18 protein-coding genes and 3 tRNA genes are annotated in these 18,597 nt (G+C 69.9%); 13 read left to right on the plus strand and 8 right to left on the minus strand.

Annotation, left to right across the window (positions count from 1 at the left end; all coding sequences use genetic code 11):
* Positions 1-3: 3 nt before the first annotated feature.
* Positions 4-717, plus strand: coding sequence for a hydrogen peroxide-dependent heme synthase (gene hemQ, locus Q0795_RS16555; RefSeq protein ID WP_298891589.1), 714 nt, complete (start codon positions 4-6; stop codon positions 715-717).
* A 73-nt stretch (positions 718-790) separates the two neighbouring features.
* On the opposite strand, the gene msrB is transcribed toward hemQ, so the two are convergent.
* Positions 791-1,252 carry a peptide-methionine (R)-S-oxide reductase MsrB gene (msrB, locus tag Q0795_RS16560; protein ID WP_298891591.1) on the minus strand — a complete coding sequence of 154 codons (462 nt, stop codon included), beginning with the start codon at positions 1,250-1,252 and terminating at the stop codon, positions 791-793.
* Between the two features lie 68 nt (positions 1,253-1,320).
* Between msrB and ligD the strand changes: the two genes are divergently transcribed.
* On the plus strand, positions 1,321-2,397 hold the full coding sequence (gene ligD, locus Q0795_RS16565; RefSeq protein ID WP_298891593.1) for a non-homologous end-joining DNA ligase: 1,077 nt from the start codon (positions 1,321-1,323) through the stop codon (positions 2,395-2,397).
* Between the two features lie 90 nt (positions 2,398-2,487).
* Here the strand turns inward: ligD and manA are convergent, their stop codons facing one another.
* Positions 2,488-3,696 (minus strand): mannose-6-phosphate isomerase, class I, encoded by a 1,209-nt coding sequence (gene manA, locus Q0795_RS16570; protein WP_298891595.1) that lies wholly within the window; start codon positions 3,694-3,696, stop codon positions 2,488-2,490.
* A 153-nt stretch (positions 3,697-3,849) separates the two neighbouring features.
* Between manA and Q0795_RS16575 the strand changes: the two genes are divergently transcribed.
* Genes Q0795_RS16575 through Q0795_RS16590 form a run of 4 tightly spaced genes read left to right on the plus strand, consistent with a single transcriptional unit; the run spans position 3,850 to position 7,747 of the window.
* A complete protein-coding gene (locus tag Q0795_RS16575) occupies positions 3,850-4,947 on the plus strand; it encodes an ATP-dependent DNA ligase (protein WP_298891597.1) in 1,098 nt (365 codons plus the stop codon).
* Positions 4,944-6,152, plus strand: a complete 1,209-nt coding sequence (locus Q0795_RS16580; protein ID WP_298891598.1) for an alpha/beta fold hydrolase — start codon at positions 4,944-4,946, stop codon at positions 6,150-6,152. The genes Q0795_RS16575 and Q0795_RS16580 overlap by 4 nt, the downstream gene beginning before the upstream one ends.
* Positions 6,153-6,168: 16 nt before the next feature.
* Positions 6,169-6,804, plus strand: coding sequence for a dihydrofolate reductase family protein (locus Q0795_RS16585; protein ID WP_298891600.1), 636 nt, complete (start codon positions 6,169-6,171; stop codon positions 6,802-6,804).
* A 31-nt stretch (positions 6,805-6,835) separates the two neighbouring features.
* Positions 6,836-7,747 (plus strand): PPK2 family polyphosphate kinase, encoded by a 912-nt coding sequence (locus Q0795_RS16590; protein ID WP_298891602.1) that lies wholly within the window; start codon positions 6,836-6,838, stop codon positions 7,745-7,747.
* A 73-nt stretch (positions 7,748-7,820) separates the two neighbouring features.
* Here Q0795_RS16590 and glgX read toward each other — a convergent pair whose 3' ends face one another.
* The gene (glgX, locus tag Q0795_RS16595; RefSeq protein ID WP_298891623.1) at positions 7,821-9,950 is read right to left on the minus strand and encodes a glycogen debranching protein GlgX; all 2,130 of its coding nucleotides are present in this window, start codon (positions 9,948-9,950) and stop codon (positions 7,821-7,823) included.
* 155 nt (positions 9,951-10,105) lie between these two features.
* Between glgX and Q0795_RS16600 the strand changes: the two genes are divergently transcribed.
* From Q0795_RS16600 to Q0795_RS16625, 6 genes are all read left to right on the plus strand, one after another.
* The gene (locus Q0795_RS16600; protein WP_298891604.1) at positions 10,106-11,167 is read left to right on the plus strand and encodes a YihY/virulence factor BrkB family protein; all 1,062 of its coding nucleotides are present in this window, start codon (positions 10,106-10,108) and stop codon (positions 11,165-11,167) included.
* A 91-nt stretch (positions 11,168-11,258) separates the two neighbouring features.
* Positions 11,259-11,331 (plus strand) — tRNA-Gly (locus Q0795_RS16605).
* A 27-nt stretch (positions 11,332-11,358) separates the two neighbouring features.
* Positions 11,359-11,429 (plus strand) — tRNA-Cys (locus Q0795_RS16610).
* A 24-nt stretch (positions 11,430-11,453) separates the two neighbouring features.
* Positions 11,454-11,528: transfer RNA gene (locus tag Q0795_RS16615), tRNA-Val, on the plus strand.
* A 158-nt stretch (positions 11,529-11,686) separates the two neighbouring features.
* Positions 11,687-12,163, plus strand: coding sequence for a hypothetical protein (locus tag Q0795_RS16620; RefSeq protein WP_298891606.1), 477 nt, complete (start codon positions 11,687-11,689; stop codon positions 12,161-12,163).
* A 163-nt stretch (positions 12,164-12,326) separates the two neighbouring features.
* Positions 12,327-13,475 carry an ATP-binding protein gene (locus tag Q0795_RS16625; protein WP_298891608.1) on the plus strand — a complete coding sequence of 383 codons (1,149 nt, stop codon included), beginning with the start codon at positions 12,327-12,329 and terminating at the stop codon, positions 13,473-13,475.
* 43 nt (positions 13,476-13,518) lie between these two features.
* Here the strand turns inward: Q0795_RS16625 and Q0795_RS17275 are convergent, their stop codons facing one another.
* A complete protein-coding gene (locus tag Q0795_RS17275; protein ID WP_366942475.1) occupies positions 13,519-13,671 on the minus strand; it encodes a helix-turn-helix domain-containing protein in 153 nt (50 codons plus the stop codon).
* 581 nt (positions 13,672-14,252) lie between these two features.
* On the opposite strand from Q0795_RS17275, the gene Q0795_RS16630 reads away from it, so the two are divergent.
* Complete coding sequence (locus tag Q0795_RS16630) at positions 14,253-14,756, plus strand: hypothetical protein (RefSeq protein ID WP_157621713.1); 504 nt, start codon at positions 14,253-14,255, stop codon at positions 14,754-14,756.
* 109 nt (positions 14,757-14,865) lie between these two features.
* Here Q0795_RS16630 and Q0795_RS16635 read toward each other — a convergent pair whose 3' ends face one another.
* From Q0795_RS16635 to Q0795_RS16650, 4 genes are all read right to left on the minus strand, one after another.
* Entirely contained in the window at positions 14,866-16,164 is a 1,299-nt protein-coding gene (locus Q0795_RS16635; RefSeq protein WP_298891616.1) for a S8 family serine peptidase, read from the minus strand.
* 55 nt (positions 16,165-16,219) lie between these two features.
* Entirely contained in the window at positions 16,220-16,672 is a 453-nt protein-coding gene (locus Q0795_RS16640; RefSeq protein WP_066636286.1) for a trypco2 family protein, read from the minus strand.
* 268 nt (positions 16,673-16,940) lie between these two features.
* The gene (locus Q0795_RS16645; RefSeq protein WP_066636289.1) at positions 16,941-17,825 is read right to left on the minus strand and encodes a type II CAAX endopeptidase family protein; all 885 of its coding nucleotides are present in this window, start codon (positions 17,823-17,825) and stop codon (positions 16,941-16,943) included.
* Between the two features lie 132 nt (positions 17,826-17,957).
* Positions 17,958-18,597: CPBP family intramembrane glutamic endopeptidase (locus tag Q0795_RS16650; protein ID WP_298891621.1), on the minus strand; the 640-nt coding region annotated here is incomplete at its 5' end.

Genomic DNA, 18,597 nt, shown 5'->3' on the forward strand with positions numbered 1-18,597 from the left:
GGCATGGCCGACTACTCCCACCCCACCGCCGAGCAGGCCGAGGAGATCAACGCCTCGATCCGCTACGCCGCCTACTCCGTCTTCCGGGCCGTGACCCCGCTGCCCCAGGGCAAGGCCCGGGCCGCCCTGGCCACCGAGGTAGCGGAGCTGTTCAGCACCCTGGAGGGGGAGGGGTTGGTCGTGCGCGGCGTCTACGACGTCTCGGCCCTGCGCGCGGACGCCGACCTCCTGATCTGGTGGCACGCCGAGCGGGTCGAGACCGTGCAGCGGGCCTACCAGCAGTTCCGGCAGAGCGCCCTGGGCCAGCACCTGGAGCCGGTCTGGAGCAACGTCGCGATCCACCGGCCGGCGGAGTTCAACCGCGGGCACGTGCCGGCCTTCCTCTCCGGGCAGGACGCCAAGGGCTACCTGTGCGTCTACCCCTTCGTCCGCTCCTACGACTGGTACGTCATGGACGCGGGCGACCGGTCGCGGATGCTGCGCGAGCACGGGGAGGCGGCGCGCGACTACAAGGACGTGCTGGCCAACACGCTCGCGAGCTTCGCGCTGGGGGACTACGAGTTCCTGCTGGCCTTCGAGGCCGACGAGCTGCACCGCATCGTCGACCTCATGCGCGAGCTGCGCAACACCGAGGCTCGCCTGCACGTGCGCGAGGAGATCCCGTTCTTCACCGGGCCGCGGGTCGAGCTGTCGGCGCTCGTCGCCGGTCTGCCCTGACGCCGGGTCGGTCGGCCGACGGTATGCCGTCGCCCACGGCGGGTGGGCCGTGGGCGACGGTGCAGGAGGGGGGTCAGCCCTGGGCGGGGCGCAGCGTCATCGCGATGCTGTTCATGCAGAAGCGCTGGTCGGTGGGGGTGTCGTAGCCCTCGCCCTCGAAGACGTGGCCCAGGTGGGACCCGCAGGAGGCGCACCGCACCTCGGTGCGGGTGCGGCCCAGCGAGTCGTCCTGCAGGTACTCGACCCGGTCCTCGGCGAGCGGGGAGTAGAAGCTCGGCCAGCCGCAGTGGCTCTCGAACTTGGTCTCGCTGCGGAAGAGCTCCGCGCCGCACGCACGACAGGCGTAGACGCCCTCGGTGGTGGTGTTGGTGTACTCACCGACGAAGGGACGTTCGGTGCCGGCCTCGCGGAGCACGGCGTACTCCTCCGGCGAGAGCTGCTCGCGCCACTCCTGCTCCGAGCGGGTGGTGCGGTAGCCGGGCGTGCTGGCGTCGGCTCTGCTGGCGTCGGTCGCGGGCGTGCTGTGGTGGCTCATGGTCGGGACAACGACGCAGCGCCCCGTTTGCTTCCGTGCCGGGACGCCCGGGCCGCTAGGTTGTCGGTATGCCCGCCGACGCGCAGACCCTCACCGCTCCGGGGCCCGACGGCCAGGTCCGCGACGTGCGGCTCTCCAGCCCGGACAAGGTCGTCTGGCCGGCCACCGCGCACGGCGCGGCCATCACCAAGGCCGACCTCGCGGCATACCTCGAGGCGGTCGCCGAGCCGATGCTGCGCGCACTGGGCGACCGGCCGGTCACCCTGCAGCGGGTGCGCGGAGGCGTCGAGGGGGAGGAGTTCTACTCCAAGAACCCGCCGAAGGGGGTGCCGGAGTGGTCGCGGACCACGGTGTGCACCTACCCCTCGGGCCGCAGCCACCCGCAGCTGGTCATCGACGACGGCGATCTCGCGACCCTCCTGTGGACCGCGCAGATGGGCACCGTCACCTGGCACCCGTGGCCGGTGCGCTCCGGCGACAACGACCACCCGGACGAGCTGCGGATCGACCTGGACCCGCAGCCCGGGCGCGCCTTCGCCGACGTCGTCGAGGCAGCCACCGCGCTGCGGGAGGTCATGAGCGAGGCCGGGCTCACGCCCTTCGTCAAGACGACCGGCAACCGCGGGGTGCACGTCTTCGCCGCGATCGAGCCGCGGCTGGAGTTCCTCGAGGTCCGGCACGCCGTCATCGGCCTCGCGCGCGAGCTCGAGCGGCGCCGGCCCGACCTGGTGACGACGGCGTGGTGGAAGGAGGAGCGCGGCGAGCGGATCTTCGTCGACTTCAACCAGGCCACGCGCGACCGCACCCTGGCCGCCGCGTGGAGCACCCGCATCCTGCCCGGCGCGCCCGTCTCGGTCCCGGTGACCTGGGAGCAGCTGGCCGAGGTCGACCCCACGGCCCTCACCCTGCACACCGTGCCCGCGTTCCTGGCCGAGCACGGCGATGCCTGGGCGGACCTGCACGCGTCCCCGGGGGTGGTCGACGGGGCGTACGCCCTGTGGGAGGCCGACCTCGAGCGCGGGCTGGGGGAGCTGAACTTCCCGCCGGACCACCCCAAGATGCCGGGGGAGCCGCCGCGGGTCCAGCCGTCCAAGAAGGTCGCCGAGCACTGGGACGAGCACGGCAACCGGGTCGAGAACGCCTGAGCGCGGCCCGCCCGGCGCACCATGGTCGGGAGGGTCCCGTGGGAGTCGGGCCCGTGTCCGACTCCCACGGGACCTTCTGCGAGGGGGCGGTCAGCTCACCGTGGTCGCGAGGTAGAGCGCCCCTGAGCCCTGCACCTGCAGCCGGCCCGGCCGCTCGACGAAGCCCGCCTCGCCCCGGGCCAGGGTCAGCCCGCCGTCCGGGTCGCCGTGGCGCCCGGTCCGCAGCGTGAACTCCCCCTTCAGCACGAGCGCGACCGCGGCTCTGCCGACAGCCATCTCGGCCGGGCCGGTCACCTCCACCAGCTGCCAGGGCACGCCGGCACCGGTCTCCTGCGTGCTCGGACGGTAGGCCCGCACAGCCGGGGCGAGGTCCACGGGCGCCAGCCGCGGGGGAGGCCCCGGGGTGAAGTCCAGCACCTCCAGCAGCTCGGGGACGTCGACGTGCTTGCCTGTCAGACCTCCGCGCAGGACGTTGTCGCTCGGGCCCATGACCTCGACCCCGAGCCCGGAGAGGTAGGCGTGGATGTTGCCCGCCGGCAACCACAGCGCCTCGCCGGCGGCCAGCGTGACCCGGTTGAGCATGAGCGCGACGGCGATCCCCGGGTCGCCGGGGTGGTGGCGCGCCAGCAGCCGGACGAGGTCGTCCTCGGCCTCCGGTAGACCGGTAGGACGCCCCCCGCTCAGCGCATCGACCATCCGGTCCACGGCCTCGTCCCCAGACAGCAGCCACCGCAGCGCCGCGCCGGCCCCGGCCGCCGGGCTGCCGGCGCCGGCGCCGGCGCCGGCGAGCAGCGAGCGCCATCGCGACCAGCCGTCGGCCGGCACCCGGGCCTCCAGCCGGTCGAGCAGGTCGACGACCTCGGCGACCGGACGGAAACCGCACAGCGCGTCGAAGCCGTCCTCCACGGCGAGCAGCACCTCGGGCTTGGCGTGCGGGTCGCGGAAGCTGCGGGTGGGCGCGTCCCGGGGGATCCCGGCGGCCTCCTCCCGGGCGAACCCGGCGCGGGCCTGCTCGAGGCCGGGGTGGGCCTGCAGCGACAGCGGCGCCCCGGCGGCGAGCAGCTTCATGAGGAAGGGCAGGGTGTCGCCGGTGGCGTCCTCCCAGGCCGCGAGGTCGGGCCACGGCGGGTCACCGGGGTGGTCGGTCAGCACCCGGCTCGGCGCGGCCGGGTGGGCGCCCAGCCACAGCTCGGCCTCGGGCCCGTCACCCGGCTCCTGCCCGCGGGCCGCCGAGATGCCCCCCGGGCGCCCCCAGGCGTAGTCCCGGACCACGCCGTCGATCCTGACGATGCCGCTCATCGGGCCACCCTACTGAGCCGCACCGACACCGAGCCCCTCCGACACCGAGCCCCGCCGACACCGAGCCGCGCCGACACCGGAGGGTGCGCCGACACCGGCGGGTGCGCACGGGCATACCCGCCCTCTGTCGGTGCCATCGGGCACACTGGCGCTGTGGACCTGCCCGTCATGCCCCCGGTCACGCCGATGCTCGCCAAGCCTGCCGCGGCGCTGCCACGCGGGTGGCTCTACGACCCGAAGTGGGACGGCTTCCGGTCCATCGTCTTCCGGGACGGCGACGAGGTCGAGCTGGGCTCGCGCAACGAGAAGCCGATGACCCGCTACTTCCCCGAGCTCGTCGAAGCCGTGCGCGCCGAGCTTCCGGAGCGCTGCGTGGTGGACGGCGAGATCGTGCTCGCCTCGCCGAGCGGGCAGCGGCTGGACTTCGAGGCCCTCGGGCAGCGGATCCACCCGGCCGACTCCCGCGTGCGGATGCTCAGCGAGGCGACGCCCGCGGCCTTCGTCGCCTTCGACCTGCTCGCGCTGGGCGACGACGACCTGACCGGTATGCCGTTCCGCGAGCGCCGCGCCCGGCTCGAGTCGGTGCTGCCCGCCGTCAGCGCCGGGTCGGTCCACCTCTCGCCGCTCACCGACGACGTCGACCTCGCGATGCGCTGGTTCGTCGACTTCGAGGGCGCCGGCCTGGACGGGATCATCGGCAAGGACCCGGACGCGCCCTACCAGCAGAACAAGCGGGTGCTCACCAAGCTCAAGCACACCCGCACCGCGGACTGCGTGGTCGCCGGCTACCGCACCCACAAGAGCAGCGAGGAGGCGATCGGGTCCCTGCTGCTCGGTATCTACACCGACGAGGGACGGCTGGCCCACGTCGGGGTCAGCTCCTCCTTCCCCATGGCGCGCCGGCGTGAGCTCTTCGCCGAGCTGCAGCCGTGGGTGACCGAGTTCGAGGGGCACCCGTGGGACTGGGCTTCCCAGCTCCAGGCCGACACGCCGCGCAAGAGCGAGGGGTCGCGCTGGGCCGCGGGCAAGGACCTGTCGTTCACCCCGCTGCGGCCCGAGCGCGTGGTCGAGGTGCGCTACGACTACCTCGAGGGCGGCCGCTTCCGGCACACCGCGCAGTTCCTGCGCTGGCGCGAGGACCGCGACCCCCGGTCGTGCACCTTCGACCAGCTGGAGCAGCCGGTCGACTTCCCCCTCGACGACGTGCTCGGCGCCCCGGTGACCCCGCCCGGTGGGCAGGGCAGGTCGTGAGCGGGCGGATGACCGCGGCGGGCCGGGCCGCCGCCGTGGGCACGGCCGTCGCCGGGGGAGCGGCGCTCGGCGGCGCCGTCTCGATGGGCACCGCGACCTACTTCGCGCACCGCGTCATCACCCCGGAGCACGAGAAGAAGGACGACGTCACGGTCGTCGCGGTGGACCCGGACGCCGGGACGGTCACGCTGCGGGCAGACCCGCAGACCACCTCCTCGGGCCGCTACGGCCTCTGGCTGGACGGCGGCGCCGGCCACGCCCGCGTGGGCGAGGTGGTGGAGCCGGCCCACGAGGAGGAGGGGGCCAGGGGGTCCCGCCGGCAGATGGTGGTGACCCGGGAGCTGCTGGGCGTGGACGCGGGCGACCTCGGGCCGGGGCCGGCCCGCTGGAACAAGTACTTCTACTGCGGCGACCCCGGGAGCGCCCTGGGCCTGGAGCACGAGGACGTGCTCGTCACCTCCGACGTCGGCGACCTGCCGGCCTGGCGGGTGCCCGGTGCGGCGGCCGCGACGGCCCACCAGGACGACTGGGCCGTCCTGGTGCACGGCCGCAGCGCGCAGCGCGGGGAGACGCTGCGCGCCGTCCCGGTCCTGCACCGGCTGGGCTACACCTGCCTCATCCCGATGTACCGCAACGACGTCGGCGCCCCGCCCTCCTCCGACGGCCGCTACAGCCTGGGGCTGTCGGAGTGGCGCGACATCGACGCCGCCCTGCGCTACGCCCTGGCCCACGGCGCCCGCCGGATCGTGCTCGTGGGCTGGTCGATGGGCGGGGCGCTCGTCCTGCAGGCGCTCAACCGCTCCGACGTCGCCCACCGGGTGCACCGGGTGCTGCTCAACGGGCCGGTCATCGACTGGGGGTCGGTGCTGGCCCACCAGGCCGACCTGCACCTCATCCCCCGCCCGGTGGAGCAGCTGGCCCGCAGCCTGCTGCGCAGCAAGGCCTCGCGGCACCTGCTCCGGGTGGCCGAACCGGTCGACGTGGCGGCCACCAACTGGGTGGACCGGGCCGAGGAGGTCACCCACCGCATGTTCATCATCCACTCCGCGACCGACGACACGGTGCCCTTCGGCCCGTCCCAGGACCTCGCGCGCCGGCGACCCGGTCTCGTGCAGACCTTCGTGTGGCCGCAGGCGCGCCACTGCCAGGAGTGGAACACCAACCCCTCGCTGTGGGAGGACCTCGTGGCCTCCTTCCTGCGGTGAGGGGGCGAGGAGGATCGTGAGCCGAGCAGACGTGTCGACCGGTCAGGGTCCGCTGGGCGAGGCCGAGCTCGACGACTGGTATGCCGTGCCGTCCGACCGCGCGGCCGGCCGGTGGGTGCGGGGCGGGTTCATCACCACCCTCGACGGGCGCGCTACCGGACCCGACGGACGCAGCGGCAGCCTCAACGAGGGCTCGGACGGCGACGCGGCCGCCTTCGCCACCCTGCGGCGCTGGGCCCAGGCCGTGGTCGTGGGCGCCGGCACCGCGCGGGAGGAGGGCTACGGCCCCCTCGAGGGGGGCGCTCTGGTCGTCGTCACCCGCAGCGGCGACGTGCCGGCCGAGCTCGCCGATCATCCTGGCGTCCACATGGTGAGCGGCGACGGGGAGGACGTCACCCCGGAGCAGGTGCTCGAGGTCTGCGCCGGGCGCGGCTGGGACCGGGTCGTCGTGGAGGGAGGCCCGGCGCTCTTCGGTGCCTGGGTGCGCGCCGGGGCGGTCGACGAGCTGTGTGTGACCGTGCGGCCGGTGCTGACCGGGGGCGACGGCCCGCTCCTGCTGCCGGGCAGCGCGACCCTGGCCGGTCTCACCGGGCGGCTGACGCACCTGCTCGAGTGGGAGGGCGACCTGCTGCTGCGGACCCGCCTGCGCTGACGCGCGGGGCCGGTTCTGCCAGACTGCCCCGATGGCGAAGAAGAAGGACACCAAGGCGAAGAAGAAGGACTCCACGAAGGCCACGAAGGCGGTCGAGGCCGCGGCGACGACCTGGGCCGACGCTCTGCGGGTGGGGGAGGGGTTCACCCTCGCGGACGTCGACCCCCGCTCCACCCCCACCTTCACCGGCGACAAGCAGGCCGGCAAGGACGCCCTGGCCGCGGCCGACGCCGAGCTCGACACCCTGCAGGAGCAGCTCTACGCCCAGTCCCGGGCGGGTGGGCGCCGGCGGGTCCTGCTGGTCGTGCAGGGGATGGACACCTCGGGCAAGGGTGGCATCATGCGCCACGTCGTCGGGTCGGTCGACCCGCAGGGGGTCGAGCACACGGCGTTCAAGGCGCCGAGCGTCGAGGAGAAGAAGCACCCCTTCCTGTGGCGGATCCGCCGAGCGCTGCCCGGGCCCGGCATGATCGGCGTCTTCGACCGGTCGCACTACGAGGACGTGCTCGTCGTCCGGGTCCACGACCTGGTGCCGCCGGGCCAGTGGAAGCGCCGCTACGCCACCATCAACAGCTTCGAGGAGTCGCTCGCCGACGACGACGTGACCATCATCAAGGTCATGCTGCACATCAGCCCGCAGGAGCAGAAGGAGCGGCTCGGCGAGCGGCTCGAGCGGCCCGACAAGCACTGGAAGTTCAACCCGCGCGACCTCGACGAGCGGGAGCACTGGGCGGACTACCAGGAGGCATACCAGGTCCTGCTCGAGCGGTGCAGCACCGAGCGCGCGCCGTGGTTCGTCGTGCCGGCCGACCGCAAGTGGTATGCCCGGCTCGCGGTCCAGCAGCTGCTCCTGGAGCACCTGCGCGGCTTGGACCTGACCTGGCCCGAGGCCGACTTCGACGTCGAGGAGCAGCAGGCGCGCCTGGCGGCCTCGGAGGTCTGAGCTACGGTTCTCGACCTCCGGTTCTGGGGCCCGTTCCCCAAGACCGGAGGTCCAGAAGCCGCAGGTATGCCGTCTACTCGGCCGACAGCTCGGGCTGCGGTGTGGCCTGGAGCACGACGACGGCGCGGGGCGGCACCTCGTGCGTCCCGCCGGTCTCCCAGGGCCGGTCCTCGTCGAGCTCGTCTCCGCTGGTGTCGACGACGACCTGCCAGGTGGGCGTGTTCATCCCGTCCGGCACGGTGAAGTCGACGGCCTCGTGGTGGCCGTTGAAGAGCAGCAGGAAGTGGTCGTCGGTGACCTCGCGGCCCCGCTCGTCCCGCTCGCTGATGGCCTCCCCGTTGAGGAAGACCATGACCGCCTGCTCACGGCTGTGCCAGCGCTCCTCGGTCATCACCGCGCCGCCGGGGGAGTACCAGTGGATGTCACCGAGGTCGCTCTGGCCGCCGTGCTCGGCGTCGCCGAGGTAGAAGCGCCGCCGGCGGAACGCCGGGTGCTCCTTGCGCAGCGCGATGAGCCGGGAGGTGAAGTCGAGGAGGTCGGTCTGGTCGGGGTCGAGGTCCCAGTCCATCCAGGCCAGCTCGTTGTCCTGGGCGTAGACGTTGTTGTTGCCGTGCTGGGTGCGCCCCATCTCGTCGCCGTGGGCCAGCATGGGCACCCCCTGGCTGAGCATGAGGGTGGCGAGGAAGTTCTTCTGCTGGCGCAGCCGCAGCGCCCGCACGTGCGGGTCGTCGGTCGGGCCCTCGACCCCGCAGTTCCACGACCGGTTGTGGTCCTCGCCGTCGGCGCCGCCCTCACCGTTGGCCTCGTTGTGCTTCTCGTTGTAGGAGACGAGGTCGGCCAGGGTGAAGCCGTCGTGGGCGACGACGAAGTTGATCGAGGCATAGGGGCGCCGCCCGCTGTGCTCGTAGAGGTCGCTGGAGCCGGTGATCCGGGAGGCGAACTCGCCCATGGTCGCCGGCGCCCCGCGCCAGTAGTCGCGGACGGTGTCGCGGTACTTGCCGTTCCACTCGGTCCACAGCGGCGGGAAGTTGCCGACCTGGTAGCCGCCGTCCCCGAGGTCCCACGGCTCGGCGATGAGCTTGACCTGGGAGATGACCGGGTCCTGCTGGACGATGTCGAAGAAGGCGGACAGCTTGTCGACCTCGTGGAACTGCCGCGCGAGGGTGGCCGCGAGGTCGAAGCGGAAGCCGTCCACGTGCATCTCGGTCACCCAGTAGCGCAGGCTGTCCATGATGAGCTGCAGGACGTGCGGGGAGCGCATGAGCAGGCTGTTGCCGGTGCCCGTGGTGTCGTAGTAGTGGGCCTTGTCGTAGTCGACGAGCCGGTAGTAGCTGGCGTTGTCGATGCCGCGGAAGGACAGCGTCGGCCCGAGGTGGTTGCCCTCGGCCGTGTGGTTGTAGACGACGTCGAGGATGACCTCGATGCCCGCCTCGTGCAGCGTCTTGACCATCGACTTGAACTCGGTCACCTGCTGGCCGCGGTGCCCGTAGGCCGAGTAGCCGTTGTGCGGCGCGAGGAACCCGATGGTGTTGTAGCCCCAGTAGTTGGACAGCCCCTGGTCCTGCAGGTGCGGGTCGTCGACGAACTGGTGCACGGGCAGCAGCTCCACGGCCGTCACGCCCAGGCTGGTCAGGTGGTCGACGACGGCCGGGTGCGCCACCCCGGCATACGTGCCGCGGATCTCCGGCGGCACCTCGGGGTGGTTCATCGTCAGGCCCTTGACGTGCGCCTCGTAGATGACGCTGTCGTGGTAGGCGTGCTGCGGCGGCCGGTCGTGGCCCCAGTCGAAGAAGGGGTTGACCACGACGGACGTCATGGTGTGCAGGGCCGAGTCGTCGGTGTTGTAGGAGGAGGGGTCACCGAAGTCGTAGGCGAACAGCCCCTGGTGCCCACGGATCTGCCCGGCGATCGCCTTGGCGTAGGGGTCCAGCAGCAGCTTGTGCGGGTTGAAGCGGTGGCCCTCGGAGGGTTCGTACGGGCCGTGGACCCGGAAGCCGTAGCGCTGTCCCGGCTGGCAGTTGGGGACGTAGCCGTGCCAGACGTGCGCGTCGACCTCGGTCAGCGGGACGGTGGTCTCGATCGAGCGGTCGTTGACGAGGCACAGGTCCACCGCGGTGGCGTGCTCGGAGAAGAGGGCGAAGTTGGTGCCGCGTCCGTCGAAGGTCGCGCCCAGGGGGTATGCCGTTCCGGGCCAGAGGTCCATCGGGTGGTGGGGCCTTTCTTGGTTGTGGGAGTCGCGGAAGACTGACCGCGTCGTCACCAGCGCCCCAGTCTACGGCCCGGGACGCCACCGGCCGGACGGCGGCCACCCGGCACGCCTCCCGTGCTGCAGTGTCTGGTGGGGCTAGCGTGACGCCTGTGACTGTGGTGGACGTGACGTTCCGCCGTCGTCTGCGTCGGGTCATCGGGCCCGTGCCGGGGGCGGTCCCGCTGGTGCGGCTGAGCGCCGAGACCGCCGTCGTGGCGTTCCGCTACCGGGCCACCGGGCTCGCGGCCGAGGCCGCGTTCTTCACGCTGCTGTCCCTGCCGCCCCTGCTGGTGGCCCTCGTCGCGGGCGCCGGTTTCGCCTCGGAGTGGCTGGGGCCGCAGACGCTGGAGCGGATGAGCAACGCCCTCGAGCAGTGGACGCTGACCTTCCTCACCCCGCAGGCCGTGGAGCAGGTGATCATGCCGACCTTCCAGCAGACCCTGACGGCCCGCCGCGGCGACTACCTGTCGATCGGGTTCCTCATCGCCCTGTGGTCCGGGTCGCGCGCGCTGCACATCTTCCTCGACGCCATCTCGATCATGTACGGACAGGGTGGGCACCGCGGACCGGTCGGCGCCCGGGTGCTGTCGCTCACGGCATACCTCGCCTCGACGGTCGTCATGGGCCTGACCCTGCCGCTGCTGCTCATCGGGCCGGGCTACCTCCTGCGCTGGCTGCCGCCCCGGCTCGACCTGCTCGTCGAGCTGTACTGGCCCCTGGTCGGACTGCTGGGCATCGTCAGCCTCACCGGCCTCTTCCACGTCGCGACCCCGGCCCGGTCGCCGTTCTGGCGGGACCTGCCCGGTGCGCTGCTGACGGTCCTCCTGTGGGTGCTGAGCTCGGTCCTCATCCGGCGCTGGGCCGAGCTCGCCGCCGGCGGCTTCTCGGTCTTCGGTCCGCTCACCGCCCCGATCATCCTCATGGTCTACCTCTACTTCCTCGCCTTCGCCGTGCTCGTCGGCGCCTCGCTCAACGCCGCGATCCGCCGGCTGTGGCCGCCGCCGGAGTACCGGGGGCCGAGGGCGCGGGTCAACGAGTGGTGGGAGGAGCGCCGCGCCACCCGCGAGGCGCGCCTGCTGGCCCGGCGGGCCGAGCTCGCCGCCGACGCCGCGACCGACGACGAGGAGGGGCGCCGGATCGCCGCCATGGACGGCATGCCGGGGCCGCGATGAGCGCTGCGCGGCGCGCCGGAGGAGGTGATTTGGAATCGCCCGCGCCCGTCGGATAGTGTTTCTTCTCGCGCCGCTGGTGACAGCGGAGCAGGCGGATGTAGCTCAGTTGGTAGAGCGCAACCTTGCCAAGGTTGAGGTCGCCGGTTCGAGCCCGGTCATCCGCTCTGAGGCAGCACCACCAGATGCCTCACGGTGGAGTGGCCGAGAGGCGAGGCAGCGGCCTGCAAAGCCGTATACACGGGTTCGAATCCCGTCTCCACCTCGCACTCGCGGGTCCACCGCGCACGGACGATTGGCGCAGCGGTAGCGCGCTTCCTTGACACGGAAGAGGTCACTGGTTCGATCCCAGTATCGTCCACCAGCACAGCAGGCCCCTGACCAGCGAAAACGCCGGTCAGGGGCCCGTTCCTTTTTAGAGCGTGCAGGATACGTGCAGGACTGGTGGCGTGTCGTTCCCGCTCCGGGTGCGGGCTACCCAGTCCCGGATCGTGACCGGCCGGTCGTTGTGAGGCTCTTGCCGTGATGTTCACCGGGGGGCGGTTGCATACTGGGGTGGTGGTGATCGTGCGGGCGACGCGTGAGCTGCTTCCGCGGCTGGGTGGGGCGCAGGCTGCGCCGGGTGAGGTGTCGGACACGCTGCTGGGGGACTGGTACGTGAAGAAGCTGGCGTGGCGTCGCCAAGTGGCGCTTCTGGTGAGTGAGTCGACGTTGCTACCGGTGCTGGTGCCGTTGGCGCCGGGGGTGACCTTGTTGGACCGGTTCCCGTCGGTGCTCGCCGGGCTGCTGCGTCTGCACGGTCTGCGGGAGAGCGTGGTGGAACGCGAGGTGCGGGGAACCGCTGACTATCGCCTCGCCCCCACAGCGAGTCGCAGCGTGATCGGGTCCATGAACGAGTTCGCGTTCCTGGCCGACGTCTACCGCGAGCAGGACGCGGAGCCGGACCTGATGGGGTGGTCACTGCGTCTGGCTACCGTTCCGTGCGGGCCGCTGTTCTAGAGGCACGTGAGCCCGGACCGGGAGCTGGCCGCGCTTGTCGACCCGTAACTGGCGCGCCTAGCGTCTCTTGCAACGGGATACGCCGGTGATAGCGCTGATCGAGATAGCTCTTTATAGTTGGTGCGAGTTATAAAGACCTATCGGGGAAGGGCGGTGAGGTGCCGTGGTCGCGAGTCCGTTCACGCCGGGGGAGACCGCGTGGGAGATCCCGGGCCGGGAGGCTCAGGTGACGCAGATCATGGGTGTGCTGGGCCGGGTCGCGGTCGAGGGCCGCTTCGCCGGCCGGGTGCGGGTCGATATCGGCCCGCGGGGTGTGGGGAAGACGAGCCTGTTGCGTCGGGCGGAGCGCGCGGCAAGGGACCTGGGGTTGGCCACGGTGTTCGTGACGGCGGGCAACGGCACGCTGACCTCGGTGGTGGCGGATGAGGTGGCCGTGTTGACCCGTGGCTGGGGCCACGGTGATGTCCTGGGAGGGCGCGTGGACCAGGTGAAGGTCTCGGCGGGTGTGCCCGGGGTCGCGGCGGTGGAGGTGTCCGGTGGGGCCCGGCCCGGGCCGGAGGTGACGAGGGCGTTCCGGGACCTGGTCAAGGCTGTTGCCCGGGCTGCGGTCGAGGACGCCGACCGCAGGGGGCTGGTGCTGCTGGTCGATGAGTTCCAGTCCGCGGACGCCGAGTCGTTGCGGACGGTCGCGTACGCGTGGCAGGAGCTGCAGGCCGCGGAGTCCCCGGTGCCCGCGGCGCTGTTGGGGGCTGGCTTGTCGCACACTCCGGATGTGGTGACCCGCGCGGTGACTCACGCGGAGCGGTTTCAGTACCGGCCGATGCGTGATCTCGAAGCGCACGACGCCAGACAGGCGTTGACAGCGCCCACCGCGGCCCTGGGGGTGTCCTGGGCCACGGACGCGCTAGAGACAGTGGTCGAACGTGCTCAGGGGTACCCGTACTTCATCCAGCTGTATGGGGACGAGGTGTGGCGTGCCGCGGGCGACCCAGGCCTTGGGGGCCGTCTAAGCATGGACCATGTCCTGGCCGCGCAGGACCAGGTCGACATCGATGTGAACGAGCTGTACCGATCCAGGTGGGCCAAGGCCACGGCTCGGGAACGTGACCTACTCACCGCGATGGCCGCCCAGCAGGACGGTCCGGTCGCCCGCCGAGACATCGCCGAGGCGCTCGGGGTCGAGACCACGGCCCTGTCCATGGCCCGCCAGTCACTCATGGACAAGGGCATCGTGGACGCACCCGCCCACGGGATGATGCAGTTCACCGTCCCCGGCTTCGGGACCTACGTCCGCACACTCACCCAGCACTGAGCGTCGGATCTGTCGTTGGACTGCGACAGGTCCCGCCCTGCAATCACGGCGGTCGGGTCAGGGGCCGAAATCGGCCGGCCCCACGACCGCGTAGCGGCACAGCGCCGCGCTCCAGAATGTTGCGCACCGCCCCGTGGCTGCGGCCCGTGACCTCGGCAAGCTCGTAGTGACCGGCCCACGCGGTACTCGCGGACAACGTAGTCCTTCAAGTCAACCGGTAGCCGGTACAGGTCATGCCCAGCGTGCGAAATCAGGATCTGGCATGAGGCTAGACGGACGGCCAGGGTAGGGCAGGACGTACGCACTCCTCTCAGCGCTGAGACTTCCCTCGGAAAGTGGCGTCGAGGATCGACCTGCGATGGGTCAGCAGCGGCGCCCAGACGATCCCTGCGAATGGCTGGCTAGACCCGGGCCGGATGGCCCTCCATCAGGGGATAGGCGGGTCTGAGCCTCGGCCTGGGTGACCATCCGTGGGAGTACGTCAGTAGCGGCGGAAGGACGCACGGCCCCGAACCTCGACTCTCGCTGGGACGGTCGCCACATCACCCCGCCGCCACACTGCTCCAGCTCGGCGCGTGCTGAATCGAGTCCCGCTGATCAGCCACAGGCCGTAAGGGCGACCTTCAGATTACGCTGTGCCCATCACCGGCAGGTCGCCGGCAGGCACAGAAGTGGTCAAACACCCCGAGACCAAGCACGGAGGACCCGTCGGTGACCCGCAGGTCGAAGCCCCGAATCTGGGCGATGGAAGGCACGTGGTCATCCAGGATCGAGGACGTGCGGACGGTCAAGCCAGTGCTGCAAGCTCTTGAACACACCGGTCAGGTAAGAACGACGCACCAATCCATCAACAGGCCGGAGGACATCTTCGATTCGTTTCGACGGTGGGGTCAGAATCAGCATGCCGGCTTCACCGTCGGCTACCTAGCTTTGCACGGTACTCCCGGGAGCGTGTACGTGGGGCGTCGAAAGGTGGGCTTGGTCGATCTCGGTGAGCAACTCCGGGCGGCTGGCACCAAGCTGCCGGGCCGGACGTTGCACCTGGGTTCGTGCGCTGTTCTCGAAGATGAGGACGCCGTCACGACCTTCCGCAGGGCGGTAGGACTCAAGGCCATCACTGGTTTCACCGAAGATGTCGACTGGCTCGAGAGCCTCGCGTTCGAGCTGCTGCTCCTGGATGTGCTGACGTACTACCGACGAGTCGACGCGGTAGAGCGATACATAGAGAACAACCACAAGGAGTTCGCCAAGCGGCTGGGCTTCACGCTGCTCAGGAATTAGGGCAGGGGCCGTCGCGACGTGCGGGCGGACGTTCCCGTTCCCGTCCTGGTCCACGTCCAGTCGCGGCGGAAGGACGCATGTCCGTAACACTCTGTGCTGGAGTGATGGGCTACTCGTCGTTATACGACGTGTTTGCTGGGGCTTCCGGGTCATCGATCGTCAGATTGCCGTACACGTCGATGTCTACGTAGACAGGCTGCTTGGTGAACGTCGTGGGTGTACCGCTTACGCGCAGCATCGTGTTACCGTGACCCGCCTCCCCTGGGACCCCAATCTCGATGAAGAGGTCTTCGTACTCAGCGGCATAGAGCTGCTCGAACATTTCGAGCTCCGTGAGCGACCAGAGTTCTTCAAGCTCTTCGTCCAGTGCGGCACCGACAGCAGCTCGTCGCTCGTCCCAATGGCCGTCGTCGACGAAGAGGCGTAGGAATCGCGAGGGCGTCATGCCGGTGAGAAGATTGCGGACTGAGTCGCGGGAGACAACGCCGGCGCCGCATGCGATTGGGTCGATCCAGGGGCCCGTTTCGGTCGCGGCCAATAGAACGCGCAGCACCCAGTCTGGGCCATAATCGAAGGCGACGTAGACCTCATGCTGACCGGCGTAATCCATGACCCGAGTCAGCCACTTGATTCGCCGCACAGTCGCCCCCGAGTACCTGAGGGAACCCGCAGGGAAGACCGCCCGGCCCAGTCGCATGGAAACCAACGAATCGACTTGGCTTTGCGTGAAGTCGCTGTCGATGTGAGCGAGCCGAGACGGTCTTGGCATCTCAACCAAGCTCTTTCCGGCGTAGGCCGCACTCGCTTCCGAGGTCAGGCTCTGGAGAAGGGAGCGGATCCAGACACACAGAACTGCCACGCGTGCTGCAGCGAGGCTCGTTCCAGGGGTCGACTGCCCGGTGGGATCAGTGCCGTCCGCGGCAAGGGTTGGCTTGGGCCCGTCGGCGGTGCCGCGGCCGGAGCAGTCAAGCGCCAGACCGTTCGAGCCGCACGCGGCGACTGAGATGACACTCCGTGCACATGCAAGGTCGCTTAGCGTTCCCAGGCCCGGCCCCCAGTTCCCCGCGGCGGCCACCACGATCCGGTTCTTGTCGCGCAAGAACCGGGTGGCGTATGCCAGCGCGTCCGCCTCAGGATCGCGTGACCGAGTGACGGCCAGGCTGAGGCGGTACACGTGAGCATTGTTGGCCTTGGCCGCGTCCAGTGCGTGGAGGATCTTGAGCCTGGCCCGCGGGTACCGGAGCCAGCTCCGTAGCACCTCAAACCGCGCCCCCGGTGGGTCGCCGGTCGGCAAGGCCACGAAGGGGAGTCCCCGGAAAACGATCCCACCTTGGGGTATGTCGTACGGGTCGCCGTCTTGCGGGACCGGAGGCTCAGCCAGCAGGTGCACGTCGAAGTGCTTAGCCATGATGCCCACCACCTTCCTGCCCACGAGGCTGTACGTATAGGGCAGCGTGGAGTCGTCACTCGTCAGGCTTGAACGTGACCTTGGCGGCATGCGCCTTCGCACGGCTTGCTTCGCCACCCAGGACCAAGCTGATCTTGCCTTCTATGGTGGTCTCGAACGCGACCACGACGGTCGCTTCGGACAGCACGTAGTCTGCATCGAGGACCGCGATGGCTGCTTCGATGACAGCGAGCGCGTTCGTGAGCTCATCGTCGACGTACGCGGCACCGACCGCATCGCTGGGTTCCATCGTGAGCGAAATCGTGGTCGTGTCCTTGACACCGCCACCGCCGCCCATCTTTACCAGTTTCAGGTCGATCTCTCCAGATGCCTTCTTCTCCAGCACCGTCTCGAGGTCGACACCGAGTTCGGTGACGCGCATGCCCAAGTCGCCTATCCGACCAGTCGACTGGGCAACGGCTGCTTGCAGGTCTCGGATGACGGCCTGGACTTCTTCAGACGCACCCATCGATCTCTCCCGTTCTCGCGAGTAGCTACCACGATGAGCTCACGGCCCTGTGTCTGGCACGCGCACCCGTGCTGCGTGTGCTGTTCAGAGTGGCGTTTGCCCGACGACATTGTCAACCGTTGGCATCTGCAACGACTGAGCCGGCCGTTTCGCGGCGGAATGACGTGCAAGCTGCCACTGAGGAAATAGCAACAGTGTCGTTTTCGCGCGGTTCTCGAGCGCCGCAAACGCTCAGCTTCTAAGTGCCGCCGGCAGCATGACGTGCCGGTCAGCGAGTCGTGTCAGCGTCGAGGCCACGGACCGCGAAGCCATGTTCCGGGAGCCTTTTGGTCTGCCGACCCCCATGCCTGGCGAGCAGCACCGCAGCCAGGAGCCACAGCACCCAGCCCAGCGCCTCGACGCGCCAGTCGACACCGCCGGAGTCGGCTACCGACTGCAGCTGGAAGACGCGCACGCTGTTGATCGCCCCGTGGACGAGTACGGGTGGCCACACCGACCCAGAGACGAGTCGCAGGGCCACGAGGAAGGGCGCCCATGAGGCGATCCCCAGCAGGTAGGCGGCAGACTCGGCCGAGATTGGGTCGGGCAGGAACGTGAGCGCTGGAAGGTGCCAAAGCGTCCAGGCCCCTGCCGAGATGGCTGCAGCTGCCGGGAACCCGAGGTGTCGGGTCCGGCTGAGCAGCCATCCGCGCCAACCGGTCTCCTCGCCGACGGCGAATGTTGCCTGCAGCACTAGGAGGGGTAGGACGACGGATGCGGCAGTCAGGATCTCGGCGGTTGGTCGTGGGCGCCATCCGAGGAGCAGCCCCGAGACCAGTTGAGCTGCCCCGATCAGCATCAGGATGCCCACTCCCATGGCCGCCCAGCGGCCGGAACGGTTCCAACGAAGCGCCAGCAAGTCACGTGCCCGCCCGGGGCGCAGCACCCGAACGAACACCAGCGCGGCGAGTAGGGGTGTGAGCTGGGCAACCGGAACCAGTGCTGGGGCTAGTTCAGCGTCGATGAACCCCAGCATGGCCGGGGCGATCACGAGCCAGCACAGCCCGCTGGCCAGGGCGACGTAGCCGGCGATCTCATGCCAGGACGGATGGGGGGCGGCCGGTCGGTCGCGCTCACTGTGGGTGTTGGAGGGCTGGTTGCCGTGTGTCTGCATGGTGCATCTCCTCGGTGCAGCGAAAGCGGGAATGGTCGTGCGAGGATCTCGGATGCCTTGGGATGTGGTGGCTCACTGGCCGTCAACGTCAGTAGTGCTGAGCCTGAACCCCCGGACGGGGACTTGGGAGGGCTAGGGAGCCAGGAAGAGCATCAGGACGAGAGTGAAAAGGAACAAGCTCTGCCCGCTGTGGGTGATGATCCCGACGAGGGCGCTTTGGTACCGGCGAGACGGTAGTGACAAGAGGAACGTGTCGATGAGGGCGATCGGGATCACCCAGGGGACGTGCAGGTGATAGACGGCGAAGAGGACACCGTTGGCGATCCAGTCCCACGATCCAAAGACGCCCCTCATCCGGGGCAAGAGGTAGCCCCGGAAGAGCAGCTCCTCACCCAGGACTGTGTTGAAGACGAAGAAGGCCAGTAGAACCCCCAGCCAGAGCCAAGAGCCGGAGACCGTTGCCTGTCCGTCAGGGGACCCGAGAAAGTCACCGAAGTCGCGCCCTGTGGCAGGGGCGAGCTCGAACGGAAGGAATTCCACGAGAGCAAACGCGATGACGCAGATCGGGACGACGAGCCATGTTCGTCCGCCGCGCCGGCCCGTACGCGGGTCACGGGGAGCACGCAGCCAGAGCACGTCCCGGACGACGGACCACTTAAAGGTTCGCTGTTCTTTGAAGACGAGAAGTAGGACCATGAAGCGCCCCAGGTTTGATGCCGCATCCTTGTGAGTTGGAAGGATGCAGTTCATGCCGAAGAAGATCGATCCGAAG

The organism is uncultured Serinicoccus sp. (genome assembly GCF_947487915.1).
Lineage (GTDB): Bacteria > Actinomycetota > Actinomycetes > Actinomycetales > Dermatophilaceae > Ornithinicoccus.

Coding starts and splice junctions, on each gene's coding strand:
- Q0795_RS16645 (WP_066636289.1), bottom strand. CDS start 17,825: ATGCAGACACACGGCAACCAGCCCTCCAACACCCACAGTGAGCGCGAC.
- manA (WP_298891595.1), bottom strand. CDS start 3,696: ATGAGCGGCATCGTCAGGATCGACGGCGTGGTCCGGGACTACGCCTGG.
- ligD (WP_298891593.1), top strand. CDS start 1,321: ATGCCCGCCGACGCGCAGACCCTCACCGCTCCGGGGCCCGACGGCCAG.
- glgX (WP_298891623.1), bottom strand. CDS start 9,950: ATGGACCTCTGGCCCGGAACGGCATACCCCCTGGGCGCGACCTTCGAC.
- hemQ (WP_298891589.1), top strand. CDS start 4: ATGGCCGACTACTCCCACCCCACCGCCGAGCAGGCCGAGGAGATCAAC.
- Q0795_RS16635 (WP_298891616.1), bottom strand. CDS start 16,164: ATGGCTAAGCACTTCGACGTGCACCTGCTGGCTGAGCCTCCGGTCCCG.
- Q0795_RS16590 (WP_298891602.1), top strand. CDS start 6,836: ATGGCGAAGAAGAAGGACACCAAGGCGAAGAAGAAGGACTCCACGAAG.
- Q0795_RS16640 (WP_066636286.1), bottom strand. CDS start 16,672: ATGGGTGCGTCTGAAGAAGTCCAGGCCGTCATCCGAGACCTGCAAGCA.
- msrB (WP_298891591.1), bottom strand. CDS start 1,252: ATGAGCCACCACAGCACGCCCGCGACCGACGCCAGCAGAGCCGACGCC.